Genomic DNA, 16,080 nt, shown 5'->3' with positions numbered 1-16,080 from the left:
GAGTTTAAAAATGAATGGGGGATTTTTATGAAAAAGTTGAGTGTATTCTTTGTAATGCTATTACTCGTCCTAACGGCACTAGTGGGGTGTAACAAGGGAGACAGCCCTGCATCAAGTGGGGGAGGAAAGGCCGGTAAAGGGAAGAATGTTGTCAATATCGGTTTTAGCGGCCCTTTGAGTGGAGCAGCAGCCTTATATGGAAAACGAACGTTAAATGGTATGGAGATGGCTGTAAATGAAATAAACGATGCCGGTGGATTCGAAGTGGAAGGGGAAAAATATACGCTCAATCTGGTTTCATTGGATGATAAGTACTTACCGAATGAAACGGGTTCAAATGCTAAACGTTTAATCCAGGAATACAAAACTCCGATTATTTTCACTCCTCATAGCGGGGGGATACAGGCCCTACAGGTTTTTAACGAAAAAGAGAAATTTATCATCGGTGCCTATTCGAGTGAACCAGCTATCACGGAAAGCGGAAATTCATTAACGGTAAGGATCCCGCCAAATTATGAAGGGTATATTGAACCGTTTTCTACGTATGCAATGGAAAACTTCGGCAAAAAAATCGCGGCATTGCCACCATCTTCCCAGTACGGGAAAGACTGGGCGGAAAACCTACTACCACATTGGGAAAAGCAGGGTGGTAAAGTCGTGTATAATGCCTCAATTGATTTCTCTAAAGAAACGGATTTCTTCACGACTGTTACAAATGCTTTAAAAGAAAAGCCTGATGTCCTTTTCATCGGTGGGGCGTCGGAGCCTACGGCCAAGGTTGCAAAACAAGCAAGAGAACTAGGTTTTAAAGGCGGTTTTATTATCATGGACCAGGCGAAACTGGATCAAATGAAGCCAATTGCCGGTTCATACGAAACATTGGAAGGTTCGATTGGTGTGCTTCCGCTTATCGACTCCAATGAAGAAGCAGCACCAGCATTCATTGATAAATATAAAAAAATTTATAAGGAAGATGCTAGTTCTGAAGTGGGGTTGAATTACATTGCTATGTATGCCTTTGTGGAGGCAATGAAAGCGGCAGGAACAGTCGAGGATGTGAAAGCCATCCGTGAACATATGCAGGATGGGCTGACAAACACGGCACCTGAACAGAAAATTTACAATATACCTTCGATTGACGAAAATGGTGGATTCGCAGCAAAAGTCGTTGTCGGAGCGGTAGAAGATGGCAAAGTGGTACCCATCAGTGTAGAAGAGTAAAGTATCACTTGCTTTCACACTAGCTACCTTTAGGCCCCGAAAGCTAAAAAGTAATGCATTCAATAAGTTTATAAAAATCTTTAATACTTTACCTTGCGAAAACTCTTAAAATGCTGTACTCTTATATTTGCTTTAAAAAAATGAATATTTCTTACTTCTTATCAAGAGAGACTGAGGGACTGGCCCGAAGATGTCTCGGCAGCAGACTTATTTAGAGTGCTGTGCCAAATCCAGCAGGCGATTGACCTGAAAGATAAGAGGAGTGTTTATAGATTAAAAGACCTCTTCTTGTATTAAAACGGAAGAGGTCTTTTTGTACTCATAGGATAGGAATCTGTTCTTGATGGTTTGTTACTATTTTATAATCATGCTTATATTAAAATGAAGGGATGCCGGAAAATTTAGAGAGTCCAAAAAGAGTATCCAATACCATGCAAAAATAATAAAGAGGTGTACATCATGAGTTTAGACAATAAAGGGAATCCATGGGCTTTAACGCCGTTTATCGTTTTTTTGATATTATTTATAGGTTCAGGTGTGATTACAAAAGATTTTTACACATTTCCAGTGATTGTTGCCATTGCCATTGCATCTGCTGTGGCACTGGCAATGAATCGAAAGGAATCATTCAATCACAAAGTAGAAATCTTTTGTAAAGGTGCCGGGGATTCAAATATTATGTTGATGGTTGTCATATTCCTATTGGCTGGGGCTTTTTCGGAAGTGGCAAATGGGATGGGAGCCGTAGCATCTACGGTGAATCTAGCACTTTCGATCGTTCCGCAAAATCTATTAATGGTGGGGTTATTTATTATCGCCTGCTTTATCTCATTATCTATGGGGACAAGTATGGGAACGATAGTGGCTTTAGCACCAATTGGAGTAGGAATTAGTGAACAGACGGATATTTCAGTTGCCCTTTCCATGGCTGCGGTCATTGGTGGCTCAATGTTCGGTGATAATCTTTCTTTCATTTCGGATACGACTATAGCAGCTGTACGTACACAGGGAACGAAAATGAAAGACAAATTCAAAGTGAACTTTTTTATTGTTTTACCTGCTGCGGTAATTACATGTGTTATCCTTGGTTTTCTGACGATGGGTGAACAAGCTACAATTTCTGGAGAAGCCTACAGTTGGGTCAAAATTCTACCTTACCTTGGTGTTCTAGTGGCAGCATTGGCGGGGATCAACGTATTCTTGGTTCTCTCTATCGGCATTGTCTTTGCTGGAATAATCGGTTTAGCGGATGGCAGTTATCATGCAATGGAGGTTATTCAAAAAGTAGGAGATGGAATGGCTGGGATGTATGAAATCTCCTTCTTAGCGATCTTGATTGCAGGCATGGTTTCGGTTATCAAACATAACGGCGGAATAGATTACCTACTGAACCTCGTGACGAAAAAAAGCAAATCAAAAAAAAGTGCTGAGTTCAGCATCGCGGGATTGGTTGCTTTAACGAATCTTTCAACGGCAAACAATACCATATCCATCATCATTGCTGGTCCACTTGCAAAAAATATTGCCGAAAAGTATGAAATTGATCCCAGGAAATCTGCCAGCTTGCTCGATGTTTTCGCTTGTAGTATTCAAGGATTATTGCCATACGGGGCACAACTACTTTTAGCTGCCGGTGTTGCACACATCTCTCCTATCAGTATCCTACCCTATTCTTTCTATCCGGTCTTAATCGGGATTTCAGGAATCATAGCCATTTTAATAGGTTTTCCCCGATTCTCGAAGAAGAAATAAAAATAGTATGGGTGGAAGAGTATCAATAAATCATGAATGTAAAATCATGAATGTAAAATCATGAATGTTGGCCCTGGAGCATTGTCGCCAGGGCTTTTTTAGGGTAAGTGACTTCGAATGGAAAGTGTGGATGAAATCTTTAATTCTTTTATGTTCCAAAAAACTAATATCCTTCTTCAATAATATTAAAATAGTATAATAAAATACAATTAACGGAGATATCTTTATTCTTAAGTGTTTACTATTTTGTAAAAGCGGGAACTCTAAAGGTATTGTAATGAAATAATTAGAGGTGGGTTCGTTTAAAAATGGAGATAGTAGAAAAGTTTATTACTGAAACAAATGATTTATTATGGTCCTCTATACTGATCATTTTATTAATTGGAATGGGCATTTATTTTTCTTTTCGTACTAAATTTGTACAATTTAGAATGGTGAAAGAAATGATTAGGTTACTAGGGGAAGGTGCTACGGCAGATAAGAAAGGCGTATCTTCGTTTCAGGCCTTTTGCATCAGTACGGCTTCCCGGGTAGGAACGGGGAATCTGGCAGGTGTGGCTATAGCCATCACGACTGGTGGTCCGGGAGCTGTTTTCTGGATGTGGTTAATCGCATTGATTGGATCTGCCTCTGCTTTCATTGAAAGCACTTTAGCTCAAATTTACAAGGTCAAAGACGGAGCAGCCTTCCGTGGTGGTCCAGCTTATTATATGGAAAAAGCATTAAATGCACGCTGGATGGGTATCACGTTTGCTGTTTTGATTTCATTGACATTTGGACTTGCTTTCAATTCTGTACAGGCCAATACGATTACAAGTGCATTCCAAGCATCCTTTGGTGTAGATAAATGGATCACCGCACTAATTTTGGCAATCATAACGGCTGTTATCATTTTTGGCGGAATTAAGATGGTTGCTAAAGTGTCTGAAGTCATCGTGCCAATCATGGCAGGAGCTTATGTGTTAGTAGCTTTAGTTGTCATCCTATTGAATATAACCGAGTTACCAAGTGTTCTTGCATTAATCTTTGAAAGTGCATTCGATGGATTAAGGGAGATTGCTAGTGGGGCACTGGGTGCAGCCATGATGAACGGAATCAAGCGTGGCTTGTTCTCAAATGAGGCTGGAATGGGGAGTGCTCCTAATGCGGGTGCTACGGCAGATGTCACCCATCCGGTAAAACAAGGTCTGATCCAATCACTAGGCGTTTTTGTTGATACGCTCATCATATGTAGCTCGACGGCCTTTATCATCTTGTTTTCCGGTCTATACTCATCAAAAGAAACGGATGGAATTGTTCTCACGCAGAATGCCCTTAGCGAGAGCTTAGGATCTTGGGCTGGTATTTTTCTCGCCATTATTGTCCTGTTATTTGCGTTTAGCTCGATTGTTGGAAATTACTATTATGGAGAATCCAATATCAGTTTTATTAATGAAAAGAAAATTTGGATAAATATTTATCGTGCAGCAGTCGTTGGAATGGTCATTTTCGGATCAATGGCTTCGCTCGAGTTTGTATGGAATCTAGCAGATTTGCTGATGGGATCAATGGCCATCATAAACCTGATAGCCATAGCCTTGCTAGGGAAAATAGCTTTCGCTGCACTTGCTGATTATCAAAAGCAAAAGAAAGATGGCAAAAATCCCGTTTTTCATGTAAGTAACATTAAGGGATTGAAGAATGTTGAATGCTGGGGTGACCCAACTGAACAGGTGGAAGGATCCAGTAAAAAGGAATTCAAATAGAAACTAGATCATGAACAAAAGGGACCTCGATACTATTTCGAGGTTTTTTTTATAGATTTAGATAGCCCGGCATATCCGCACATCTCAATCCGGGTTATGTTCTTTCTAAATATTCTATTACACTGTGAATAAATACCTTTATAAAATGAAACAATTTATAAATCAATATTCCTATTTACTAGTTGGTAATATATAATATTGTTGGAAAATGTCGGTATTTAAGGGTATCTTTAATGATGTAGCTGAGATACTATAATATTATAAGGCTCTACCAATATTTTGAAGCTAAAACGCAACCTTGTAGTTATTTGGTGCTCAACTAAGTGAGTGGAGGAATAAAAATGAGTATGATCCTCGATAAGGAAAAAGTAGAAAACCCTACACAAATGGAAGATGCAATATTGATAGGCAAATTTCAAGATGGTGACGATGAGGCACTGAATCAATTAATTACGAAGTATAAAGGTCTTGTCAAAACTAAAGCAATGAAGTATTTTCTAACGGGTGGAGATAAGGAAGATGTTTTTCAAGAAGGCATGATTGGACTGTATAAGGCTATCCGGGATTATCGAGATTGCAAAAATTCGGCTTCCTTTAAGTCATTTGCTGAACTTTGCATTACTAGACAAATTATCACTGCCGTCAAAGCGGCCACTAGACAAAAGCATTCCCCTTTGAATACCTATGTTTCACTGTTTAGACCTATTTACCAAGGGGAATCGGAGCAAGCTCTTATTGATGTCGTTCCTGAGCAAAAGCAGATGGATCCGGTTGCCATTTTAATAGGATTAGAAGAATTCAGTGAAATTGAACTGAAATTAACGGAACTCCTTAGTGACCTGGAAAGTACAGTCGTGGACTTGTATATGGGCGGGCAGACCTACTTGGAAATTTCACAAGAATTGAATGTTCAAGTAAAGACAATAGATAATGCACTCCAACGTGTAAAAAAGAAGTTGGATAAGTATCTAGAATCACGGTTGATGGTTGAATAGTCAATACAGTGAGCATCACTTTAAATTATAGATTTTCTTTATCATCATGATAGCCGTCATTTAATTCATGGAGAATAATACTTGAAAGTGGAGTGTGTATGCGCAAGGTTAAGTCAGTAAAAATAGATGGCGAAAGTGTTTTTATGTTTAATAGTGCTATATATATATTCGAGACAGATTCAAGGTATACATTGGAATTGGAAATAATAGTGAGTGAAATAGTATTAAAAAAATTCGGCAATAATGAAAATTTAATTATTGAAATAGAATTGGAAGATGGTAAAGAAATCAGTGCGATTATGCATCTGCGCGGTTTAGTGGGGGAAGGATTGCCCCAGCTTAACCTATATTGTGAGATATATGATCTAGAAGGCTATGAAGATTTTCAGATAGTACATGAGAATGAAACATCCTTCCCGAATGTTGAAGAGGGCATTACTCTGAAAGAAATAAGAAAAGTGGAAATGCCAAATGAAAGAATAAACCTTAAACTACTATTACCGATAGATCAGACGGAATGGTTAGCGAAGCAAGGAAAAAATCTAAATGGGGTATTGAAAGAAGCTATATATGACTACTGGAATAAAGAAAAGAAACGATAAGAACGAAAACTGGTTAAATGACCATTGAGATAATTGAAAATTAGGATAATATAAAATCCTATCGTTAAATATTTTTTTGTTGTCTTTTTTTATGAGTAAAAATCAGGATCATAAAAAAATATTGAGGGAAATGCATATGCTTTTAAGCCGAAAACTCACCTTGTATGGTATCTCCTTGTAACGCCATATCATTTTTATTAACTACTTATCTACTTTAAATGATAAAATTCGACAAAGTGGGGTACATGAATGATTCGATATCTTCCATACTTCCTTAATGATAGTGAGGAAAGAGGAAGACTATTTTGTTCTATTTATACAATGAAATTTTCAATATTGTTCAAATGCTTACACCGTTCACTTTGAACGGTGTTTTTTTGTTTTTTTAATGGGGAACAGCGTAAACCTATGGTATACCATCCAGCAACAAACCTGCTATTTTTCGAAGTCGTTCATCTATTTTATATCTTACAATTGACCTCGATAGAATAAATGATATTTAACTAAGGAAAAACTGTTAGTAACAAAAGATAAAGAGGATTCATGGAACTTTTTTAAATATTTTCCTTTTGTGTGGAGAAGCTAACAAGAATAAATTAGGTTAGAAAGGAAATAAGTATGGATCACTTACAAATGGCAAGGGCGATGTTCGGGACTAATATGGGCGTACATATTATATTTGCCACTCTAGGTGTGGGATTACCTATGATGATGCTGGCAGCGGAATTGATGTATCAAAAGACGAAAGATCTACAATATGTGGTCATGGCTAAACGCTGGACCAAAACACTAGGTATTCTGTTGGGAGTGGGAATCCCGACAGGTACAATTGCCGGTGTGCAGCTTTCTCTTTTATGGCCTGGATTTATGGAGGTCATAGGTAGAGTTATGGCCCTTCCGTTCCAAATTGAGATTTATGCTTTTATGGTTGAGGCACTATTCATGTCCATCTATGTATATGCAGCTGAAAAAATCAGGCCATGGGCAAGAATCTTGAGTTTATCCTTTATCGCATTTGGTGCTTTGGCTTCAGCTGTTCTTATTGCAAATGTCCATGCTTTCGAGGGGACACCTGCTGGTTTCCGGTTCGAAAATGGTGAAATCGTCGATGTGGATCCGTGGGCAGCTTTTTTCAATCCGAGTTTCTTCGTAACAGCAGGACATACGGCGCTAACTGCTTATATGACAGGAGCGTTTGCAATTGCGGCTGTTGCTGGTTATAAAATGCTTAAAAATAAGTATGGATCCACCGAATATAATTTTCACCAAAAGGCATTAAGGTTAAGTATTGTATTGGGGTTGGTCTTTTCTATCTTGACCGCACTTAATGGTCACTCGACGACCCAGCATTTATATCGGGAACAACCAGAAAAATTAGCAGCTGCGGAGGGCCTGTTCGAAACGAAGGATCATGCAGGTCTCACATTATTCGGTTGGACAGACCGAGAAGCGCGGGAAGTGAAATATGGCATAGAATTTCCTTGGGTACTGAGTATTTTGTCAGGAAATAGTTTTGATACGGTAGTTACCGGTCTGAATGATTTTCCAGAGGAATACTGGCCGCCGCTATATGTTCACACATTATTCAATGCAATGGTGATAATTGGGGGGGGATTAATAGTACTGTCCTTGTTCGCATTAGTGTGGAATAAGGTCTTGAAGAAAGCGCGATATCCAAGGTGGCTTTTATGGTTGTTTGTGGCTTCGGGACCATTGGCCGTACTATCCATCGAATGTGGTTGGATATTCGCATGTACGGGAAGGCAACCATGGACAATTTATCGAATGCTTACCACGGCAGATTCGGTAACCACTTATGAAAATCTGGGGTACCTATTCACATTATTCATTATCGTTTACATCATATTATGTGTGTCTGTTGTATTTACACTTACCTATTATTTCAAGCGTCATTCCATAACGGATGATCTTTATAAAGCTGAACAGAAGGATGTCCAGTTATTCGATTCCAATTCATGAAAAGGAGGAATAGTGAATGAATGAAGCACTTCTAGCGATAACGCTTGTGTGGGGCTTTATTTTCTTGTATGCCATCATGGCGTCCATGGATTTTGGTGCAGGATTCTGGGCAATGATCTATATCAAGAAAGAGCATACGAATGCCACAAAGATAGCAAATAGTTATTTATCTCCGACTTGGGAAGTGACGAATACATTTGTTGTAGGTCTTGTCATTGCCATTTACAGCCTATTTCCGGGTGCTGTATTTTCTATTGGAGTTGCTTTAATTGTCCCCGCCAGTTTAATTTTACTTCTTCTTTGCATTAGAAGTGCTTTTCTCGTCTTCTCTCACAGCTTGGATAAGTATGCAAAGATGTTGACTTATATATCTGGAATAACGGGTCTCATTATACCTGGCCTATTAATCAGTGTTTTACCAATCACCCATCTTGGATTTCTCGAGAATGTAGGGGGGAACGAGGAATTAAATTTAGTTAAACTTTTCACTAGCGCAAATGAATATGCCTTTTTAGGCTTTGGTATTTTAAGTACATTGTTTCTCTCATCTTTGCTTCTGTCTGATTATTCGAAACAGGCTGATGAGCTAAAGTCGTATAAGATCTACCGCCGTGACGCAATGATTACAGGTCCATTGGTGTTAATCATGGCATTTCTCGTAATGTTCACACTGAAAAAAGAAGCATCGTGGATTTACGAAGGAATGATGGAGAACTCCACACTGCTATTGGTCTCCCTTATCTTTTTTATCATTAGCGGTGTAGCTCTTTACCTGCCCTATTTTTCCAAACAAGAGGTAAAGGGGATGCCAAGGCTCGCCGTAATATCGATTATCATCCAATATATGATAGGAAGCTATGTCTATGGGGTCGCCCATTTACCATATATCATCTATCCGAATGTCAGGATAATGGAAGCATTTACAGACCCCACTTCATTCAGGGCCGTGTTCGCTACCTATATTGTGGGATTTGCGATATTAGTTCCTGGTTTTTATTACTTCTGGTCCATTTTCATGAAAGATCAACGAAAAAAGTTCAAAAAGCGGAATATTTCGAATTAGTCAATTTGATATAAGAAAGGGAATTGCCATGAAAAAGTTAAAATTACTAAAATATTCGGTTTTAGTACTTTCAATCTTTTTAAGCTATCAAGCGGTCGAAGCACATGATAAAAATTTCCCAGAGAATGGGACCTATATCTCTTCGAAAAGGGATGTTACGGGGGATAAAAAAATTGACATAATCCAGGTCCAAGGCACACCTTTCGACAAAGGTAGCAAGTTCCTTAAAGAAATCGAGTTGCGAGTAGAAAGTAATCGCAACTCAATCAGTGTACCACTCGAAGCCGGGTATAAGCCGGAACTTTCACTGGTCGATTTGAATAAAGATGGGACACAAGATGTGCTTGTTACTGTCTTGACGGAAGGGATAGAGCGTACACTAAAGTGTTATGCTTATACATTCAAAGATGGAAAGGCCAAGGATTTGGATGTTCCGCCGTCCGTTCCAATCACCGCCCAATTTCTCGATGGGTACAAAGCGGAATTCAAAATTGAAGGGAAAAAGCCTGTGATTGTAGATGTCAGTTCAAGGAAGAGAGAGTATGAAGAGGCGGGGATTTATCAGGATGGCATGTTAAATGAGTCGACGGAGTTATTGGTTCATTCATACACTTCTTTGAAACCAAAGACTATCTTTGGAAAAGGGAAGGGATTATCGGGTGTCCAATATATAATGGGAATGGATGGGAGAGATCCATTGTTAGAAATCAAATCGGTTTGGTCATATAATAATGGGTGGAAATTGATGAAAACAGTGGTGAAACCCGTCAAGAAAAAGTAGATATTCACCAGGGATGGGCGACTGTCATAGTATAAGGTAAACCTGTATTTTTCAAAAGGAGTATGAAGGGATGCCAGAATTTCATCCGGAAAAATTAACGGTTAAGTTTATGCCACCCACGACCCCATGTCTCCCTGTAGACGGAAGGAAATATACACTGACTCATTCTGATGAAACAGGTGATCTATACCTTACCATCGGTACGCAATATGAGTGTTCTGCCTTGGATGCAAAAAAAAGAGATGAAGTGTTGGCTAATTGGGATGCATCTCTTGGTCAATATCTCTTAACGGTCAATGTGTTTGTAGATGGTTTGGAAAATGAGTATGATCAGGCAAAAGCCCGATATACAATTTTTCAGCAAAACCTGGATTTAGCTATTACGGCGATAATTAATGGAGATAAAGAATTTTATTGCTTTTTCCCATGGTTGATTGATTGCCCGATTCATGTTCAATTTCAATCCGGTTTCCCCGAATTCAATCAGCGTATCTTTTACGACACACCTCGATGCTATTGGATCAATTGAATTGTTCCCCACTTATCACTTTTCATGAGTTAAGTGGGGAATTCAATGTATAGATTCGAATCATCCACGATTATATATTAAAAAATTGACAAACTGATAATATTTGGTAAAATCTAATTAAATCCATTAAACAAGTTTTTGTTTAATGGATTTTATGTAAGCGGATACATAAGGAGTGATGGCCTTACGGAGTTAAAAGATAAAATCATTGAAACATCACTGAACCTTTTTGAACAAAATGGATACCACGGAGTTTCTGTGAACGAAATCGTGAAAGAATGCGGAACGAGCAAGGGGGGGTTTTATCATCATTTTTCCTCTAAAGATGAGCTCTTATTTGTCATTCATGATTGCTTTATATCCTATGTTTTAACGAAAGCACAGGAAGCCACCTCAGATAACATACACCCTTCGGCAAAAATGCAAAAGATCATCCTATCGTTTGTTAAAGTGTTTGACCTCTATAAACCACATATTTCGGTTTTCTATCAAGAAAGCATATATCTTAAACCACCTTATGTAGAAGCAATCAAAAAAAAACGTCACCAGTATAAAGAAATTGTATTCTCCGTTATTCAAGAAGGAATTGAAAAGGGAGAATTCCGTAGCGAGTTACCGGTGGAAATTACCGGGATGTCCATACTAGGCATGGTGAACTGGACCTACAAATGGTATAAACGGGACGGCGGAAAGACAATCGAAGAAATCGGACGAATCTATGTCGATTTAATTTTAAAGAGCCTATTAACGGAAGAATTCAAAAATGATGCAAGCATCCAACCTTATTTACTAAAGAATCAAATGGATATCGATTAAAGTTAAAGCGTTTACATTCGATACAGACCGACTAGTTGGTCTCACTATGAAAGGGGAATGAATAAATGGATTTCTCACTTACGAAAGAGCAGCAAATGATCAAGGAAATGGTAAGGGAATTCGCAGAAAAAGAGATTAAACCAATTGCTATAGAACTGGATGCGAAGTCCATGTTTGCAGAAGACGTTTTCAAAAAGATGGGAAAACTCGGGTTACTTGGTATTCCATTCCCGGAGGAATACGGGGGTTCAGGCGGTGACACGATTTCCTATGCGATTGCTGTTGAAGAAATTGGTAAAGCTTGTGGAGGGACAGGATTAAGCTATGCTGCGGCCGTTTCGCTAGGGGCGAGCCCAATTTATTACTTTGGTACCGAGGAGCAAAAGCAAAAATACCTAATCCCGATCACCACTGGTGAGACACTTGCAGCATTTGGTTTGACTGAACCGAATGCAGGTTCCGATGCGGGTGGTACGAGAACGACGGCTGTAGTGGAAGGTGATGAATATGTAATCAATGGCGAGAAGACCTGGATAACGAACGCAAGCTATTCAAGGACCATCACAGTTACAGCCGTTTCAGGGAAAGATAGCAGGGGGAAAAATATCATCTCGGCTTTCATCGTCCCAACAGATACACCGGGATTAACGATAAATAGTAATTACGAAAAAATGGGAGTGCGAGCTTCTAATACATGTGAAATCATTCTTGATAATGTACGGGTGCCAAAAAAGAATCTGTTGGGTGATCCGGAAAAGGGATTCAAACAATTCTTATTTACCTTGGATGGAGGAAGGATTTCCATCGCTGCATTAGCAGTCGGAATAGCACAGGCGGCGTTCGACAGGGCTTTGGCGTTTTCAAAAGAACGTGTTCAGTTCGGTAAAACGATTTCCAACTTCCAAGCGATTCAGTTCAAACTGGCTGATATGGCAATGGAAATAGAATTGGCGAGAAATATGGTCTATAAAGCTGCGTGGCTAAAGGATAATAAAAAGCCATTTGCGAAAGAAGCGGCATTTGCCAAGCTTTTTGCTAGTGAAACCTCATTCCGTACGAGCAACCAAGCGATTCAAATCCACGGAGGATCAGGGTACATGCGTGAATATGAAGTGGAGCGTTACTTAAGAGATGCGAAGCTGCTAGAGATTGGGGAAGGTACTTCCGAGATTCAAAGAATGGTAATAGCTAGACAATTGGGTTGCTGATCTTTGGGGAACCTGAAACTAGGTTCTTAGAGGAGTCCTGCAGATTTTATCACTTTTAATAAAAAGCGTTCATCTTACCTTTATTTGATAGGAGGAGTTTGATGTCAGATCTGCAAGATATTACGATTGGCAAACTGCTTGAAAAGACCGCTACTGAATACGGGAGTAATGAAGCGGTGGTATATCATGAACTAGGTTTACGATATACCTATAGTGAATTCGAAAAGGTTTGTCGTCAGGCAGCGCGCGGTTTTATGTCACTTGGTATTGAGAAAGGTGAACATATTGCCATTTGGGCTACCAATAAGCCTGAATGGGTCGTTTCCCAATTTTCAACCGCCAAGATGGGTGGGGTGCTCGTCACGGTCAATACGAATTATCGGACGAGTGAACTGGAGTACCTCCTCCGACAATCGGATGCGACAACAATCATTTTGATGGATAAATATAGGGATCACTCCTATATCGAGACACTTTATGAGATTCTTCCCGAACTAAAGACTGCGGAGCCAGGTAAATTAAAATCTGAGAAACTACCAAAGTTAAAAAATATCATCATGCTGAGTGACATTCGTTATCCCGGTACTTTTTCATGGGAGGATGTCCTAAGGGGAAGTAATCGGATTTCAGAGGAAATGCTCGATAATCGGATGAAGGACCTGAAGCCGGAAGATGTAATCAACATGCAATATACATCGGGTACGACGGGCTTCCCTAAAGGGGTCATGTTGACCCATTCGAATCTGGTCAATAATGGATTGAATACTGCGTCTTGCATGAAACTCACAAACGAAGATCGGCTCTGTATCCCGGTCCCGATGTTCCACTGTTTTGGATGTTCCCTTGGGACGATGGCTTCCGTTACTGTTGGGGCTACGATGGTGCCTGTTATTGAATTCAATCCACGTACCGTACTTCAAACCGTGGAGGCAGAAAAATGTACTGCACTTCACGGGGTACCGACGATGTTCATCGCCGAGTTGAACCTTGAAGACTTCGATCAGTATGATTTGCGGTCATTGCGGACAGGAATCATGGCCGGTTCCACTTGTCCGATTGAAATCATGAAACTAGTAGTGAATAAGATGGGGATTTCAGAAATCACGATTACGTATGGTCAAACGGAATCGTCACCAGGAATTACGATGACCCGTACAGATGATCCCATTGAACTTCGCGTTTCTTCCGTCGGTCGGGCGTTGCCAAATGTGGAAGTGAAAATCATAAATCCCGCTACCGGAGAGGAACTAGAGCGGGGCCAGCAGGGAGAACTTTGTTCAAGAGGTTATCATGTCATGAAGGGGTATTATAAAAACCCAGAGGCAACGAAGGAGGCCATTGATCCTGAAGGGTGGCTCCATACAGGGGATTTAGCGGTAATGGATGAAAACGGGTACTGCAAGATAACCGGTCGCCTGAAAGATATGATAATTCGCGGTGGAGAAAATATTTATCCTAGGGAAATTGAAGAGTTTCTTTACCAGCACCCCTTAATACTCGATGTTCAGATCTTGGGCATTCCCGATAAGAAATATGGCGAAGAGGTAACGGCATGGATCATCTTGAAAGAAGGAGAAAGCCTGACAGCAGAGGAGCTGAGGACATTCTGCAAAGGGAAAATATCTCATCATAAGATACCACGTTACATTCATTTTACGGATGTGTATCCAATGACTGCATCCGGAAAAATCCAAAAGTATAAGTTACGGGAGCAGACTCTTGATTTATTAGCGGAACGGACTAAATAAGGAGGTAATGGGATGATTAAAAAGGTTCTTATTGCAAACAGAGGTGAAATTGCTTCGCGTGTCATTCGTACTTGTAAGGAATTGGGTATAGGGACTGTTGCAGTCTATTCAGAAGCTGATTCCGAATCTCCATTTGTTTCATATGCAGATGAAGCTTATCTTCTAGGAGGATCCCGCGTTCAGGAAAGCTATTTGAATGTCCCAAAAATCTTAGAAATTGCTAAAGAGGCTAAGGTTGATGCCATACATCCTGGTTATGGATTTCTTAGCGAAAATGCAGATTTTGCACGCTCATGCGAAGCAGCAGGTCTGATTTTCATCGGTCCCAATCCAGATGTCATTCAACAGATGGGCAATAAAGTAGAAGCCAGAAAAAAGATGGAACAAGCGGGGGTCCCGTTAGTCCCAGGTTTTTCACGCCCATTAATCGATAGTGCTGAGGCAGCAGCTGTTGCCGAAAAGATTGGTTATCCTATTATGCTGAAAGCGTCAGCTGGAGGCGGGGGTATCGGTATGCAGATGATTACTAACGAGGAAGATCTCTCGAAAGCATTCGAAAGCAATCAAAAAAGGGCTCAGTTATTTTTTGGTAATGGGGATATGTTCATTGAAAAATTAATTGAAAAACCGCGTCATATCGAGATTCAAGTGCTGGCTGACAAATTTGGGAATGCCGTTTATTTATGGGAGCGGGAGTGTTCGGTTCAAAGACGTCATCAAAAGGTCGTGGAAGAGGCCCCATCTTCTTTTCTGGATGAGGAAACAAGAAAGAAAATGGGTGAAGCGGCTATAAAAGCTGTAAAGAGCATCGGTTATCACAATGCTGGTACATTGGAATTTTTAGTTGATGCCAACAAGAAATTCTATTTCCTTGAAATGAATACACGACTTCAGGTGGAGCACCCGGTCACGGAGGAAATTACGGGTCTCGATCTTGTGGAACAGCAAATCAAAATCGCCAACGGAGAAAAACTCTCTTTTACACAAGAGGATGTTAAAAGACAGGGGCATGCCATAGAAGTGAGGATTTATGCAGAAGACCCTAAGACCTTCTATCCAGCACCAGGAACAATGACCGGTTTGTCCTTACCTGAAGGCGAAGGGATCCGTCATGAGCTTGCGGTTCAGGATAACTCGGTCGTTTCCCACTTTTATGACCCGATGATCGCCAAGTTGGTGGTTAGCGGAGCTTCTCGTGAGATTGCAATCGATAGATTAAAAGAAGCATTGAATTTATATAAAGTAGAAGGAATTAAAACGAATCTTCCGTTGCTCAAGGAAATCATTGAACATACGGCTTTCCATAAAGGGGATACGACGACGGATTTCATCAATAAATATATTAAAAAAATCACGGTATAAGTTGGGTGAGACCTACTGGGTCTTATACCTTTCATTAAGAAAACAGGAGGAATCAAAATGGGAGAATTAAAAGCGAGCATGGCAGGAAGCGTTTGGAAAATCGTAGCAGGTGAGGGACAAAGTGTTGCTGACGGACAGGATATCATCATTTTGGAATCTATGAAAATGGAAATTCCCATATCAGTAGAAAAGGGGGGCACGCTCAAAGAACTTAAAGTAAATGAGGGAGATTTTGTGAATGAAGGCGATGTTTTGGCCGTCATTGAATAAAGGGAAGG

Annotated in this window: 14 protein-coding genes and 1 riboswitch; all 14 genes read left to right on the top strand. The window is 40.0% G+C overall.

From position 1 onward, the window contains the following. The first annotated feature begins 21 nt into the window (after positions 1 to 21). The 14 genes from ACIQXH_RS07335 (at position 22) to ACIQXH_RS07270 (ending at position 16,072) form a co-directional block, all read left to right on the top strand. The gene (locus ACIQXH_RS07335) at positions 22 to 1,221 is read left to right on the top strand and encodes an ABC transporter substrate-binding protein (RefSeq protein WP_402959205.1); all 1,200 of its coding nucleotides are present in this window, start codon (positions 22 to 24) and stop codon (positions 1,219 to 1,221) included. A gap of 155 nt (positions 1,222 to 1,376) precedes the next feature. Beyond that, a riboswitch (SAM riboswitch) is annotated at positions 1,377 to 1,481 on the top strand. 199 nt (positions 1,482 to 1,680) lie between these two features. Beyond that, complete coding sequence (locus tag ACIQXH_RS07330) at positions 1,681 to 2,973, top strand: Na+/H+ antiporter NhaC family protein (protein WP_403122879.1); 1,293 nt, start codon at positions 1,681 to 1,683, stop codon at positions 2,971 to 2,973. Positions 2,974 to 3,281: 308 nt separating this feature from the next. After that, positions 3,282 to 4,718 (top strand): alanine/glycine:cation symporter family protein, encoded by a 1,437-nt coding sequence (locus tag ACIQXH_RS07325; RefSeq protein ID WP_402872716.1) that lies wholly within the window; start codon positions 3,282 to 3,284, stop codon positions 4,716 to 4,718. 341 nt (positions 4,719 to 5,059) lie between these two features. Continuing rightward, entirely contained in the window at positions 5,060 to 5,713 is a 654-nt protein-coding gene (sigH, locus tag ACIQXH_RS07320; RefSeq protein ID WP_403080143.1) for an RNA polymerase sporulation sigma factor SigH, read from the top strand. A gap of 98 nt (positions 5,714 to 5,811) precedes the next feature. Beyond that, a complete protein-coding gene (locus ACIQXH_RS07315; protein WP_403122876.1) occupies positions 5,812 to 6,315 on the top strand; it encodes a hypothetical protein in 504 nt (167 codons plus the stop codon). 618 nt (positions 6,316 to 6,933) lie between these two features. Continuing rightward, positions 6,934 to 8,295: a cytochrome ubiquinol oxidase subunit I gene (locus ACIQXH_RS07310; RefSeq protein WP_403122873.1), complete on the top strand. Its 1,362-nt coding sequence runs from the start codon at positions 6,934 to 6,936 to the stop codon at positions 8,293 to 8,295. 16 nt (positions 8,296 to 8,311) lie between these two features. Continuing rightward, positions 8,312 to 9,358, top strand: a complete 1,047-nt coding sequence (locus ACIQXH_RS07305; protein WP_402872728.1) for a cytochrome d ubiquinol oxidase subunit II — start codon at positions 8,312 to 8,314, stop codon at positions 9,356 to 9,358. A 28-nt stretch (positions 9,359 to 9,386) separates the two neighbouring features. Further along, entirely contained in the window at positions 9,387 to 10,139 is a 753-nt protein-coding gene (locus ACIQXH_RS07300) for a hypothetical protein (RefSeq protein ID WP_402872730.1), read from the top strand. Positions 10,140 to 10,209: 70 nt separating this feature from the next. Beyond that, positions 10,210 to 10,668: a staygreen family protein gene (locus ACIQXH_RS07295; protein ID WP_402872733.1), complete on the top strand. Its 459-nt coding sequence runs from the start codon at positions 10,210 to 10,212 to the stop codon at positions 10,666 to 10,668. A 168-nt stretch (positions 10,669 to 10,836) separates the two neighbouring features. Continuing rightward, on the top strand, positions 10,837 to 11,484 hold the full coding sequence (locus ACIQXH_RS07290; protein ID WP_403080185.1) for a TetR/AcrR family transcriptional regulator: 648 nt from the start codon (positions 10,837 to 10,839) through the stop codon (positions 11,482 to 11,484). A 65-nt stretch (positions 11,485 to 11,549) separates the two neighbouring features. Next, positions 11,550 to 12,692, top strand: a complete 1,143-nt coding sequence (locus tag ACIQXH_RS07285; protein WP_402872737.1) for an acyl-CoA dehydrogenase — start codon at positions 11,550 to 11,552, stop codon at positions 12,690 to 12,692. Positions 12,693 to 12,793: 101 nt separating this feature from the next. Beyond that, positions 12,794 to 14,440, top strand: coding sequence for an AMP-binding protein (locus ACIQXH_RS07280; protein WP_403080139.1), 1,647 nt, complete (start codon positions 12,794 to 12,796; stop codon positions 14,438 to 14,440). A gap of 12 nt (positions 14,441 to 14,452) precedes the next feature. After that, positions 14,453 to 15,802, top strand: coding sequence for an acetyl-CoA carboxylase biotin carboxylase subunit (locus ACIQXH_RS07275; protein ID WP_402872743.1), 1,350 nt, complete (start codon positions 14,453 to 14,455; stop codon positions 15,800 to 15,802). Positions 15,803 to 15,859: 57 nt separating this feature from the next. Continuing rightward, entirely contained in the window at positions 15,860 to 16,072 is a 213-nt protein-coding gene (locus tag ACIQXH_RS07270) for an acetyl-CoA carboxylase biotin carboxyl carrier protein subunit (protein WP_402872747.1), read from the top strand. The last annotated feature ends 8 nt before the right edge of the window (positions 16,073 to 16,080 follow it).

Source organism: Peribacillus sp. NPDC097225 (genome assembly GCF_044761955.1).
GTDB lineage: Bacteria > Bacillota > Bacilli > Bacillales > DSM-1321 > Peribacillus.
This window is presented reverse-complemented; position numbering and strand designations above follow the sequence as displayed.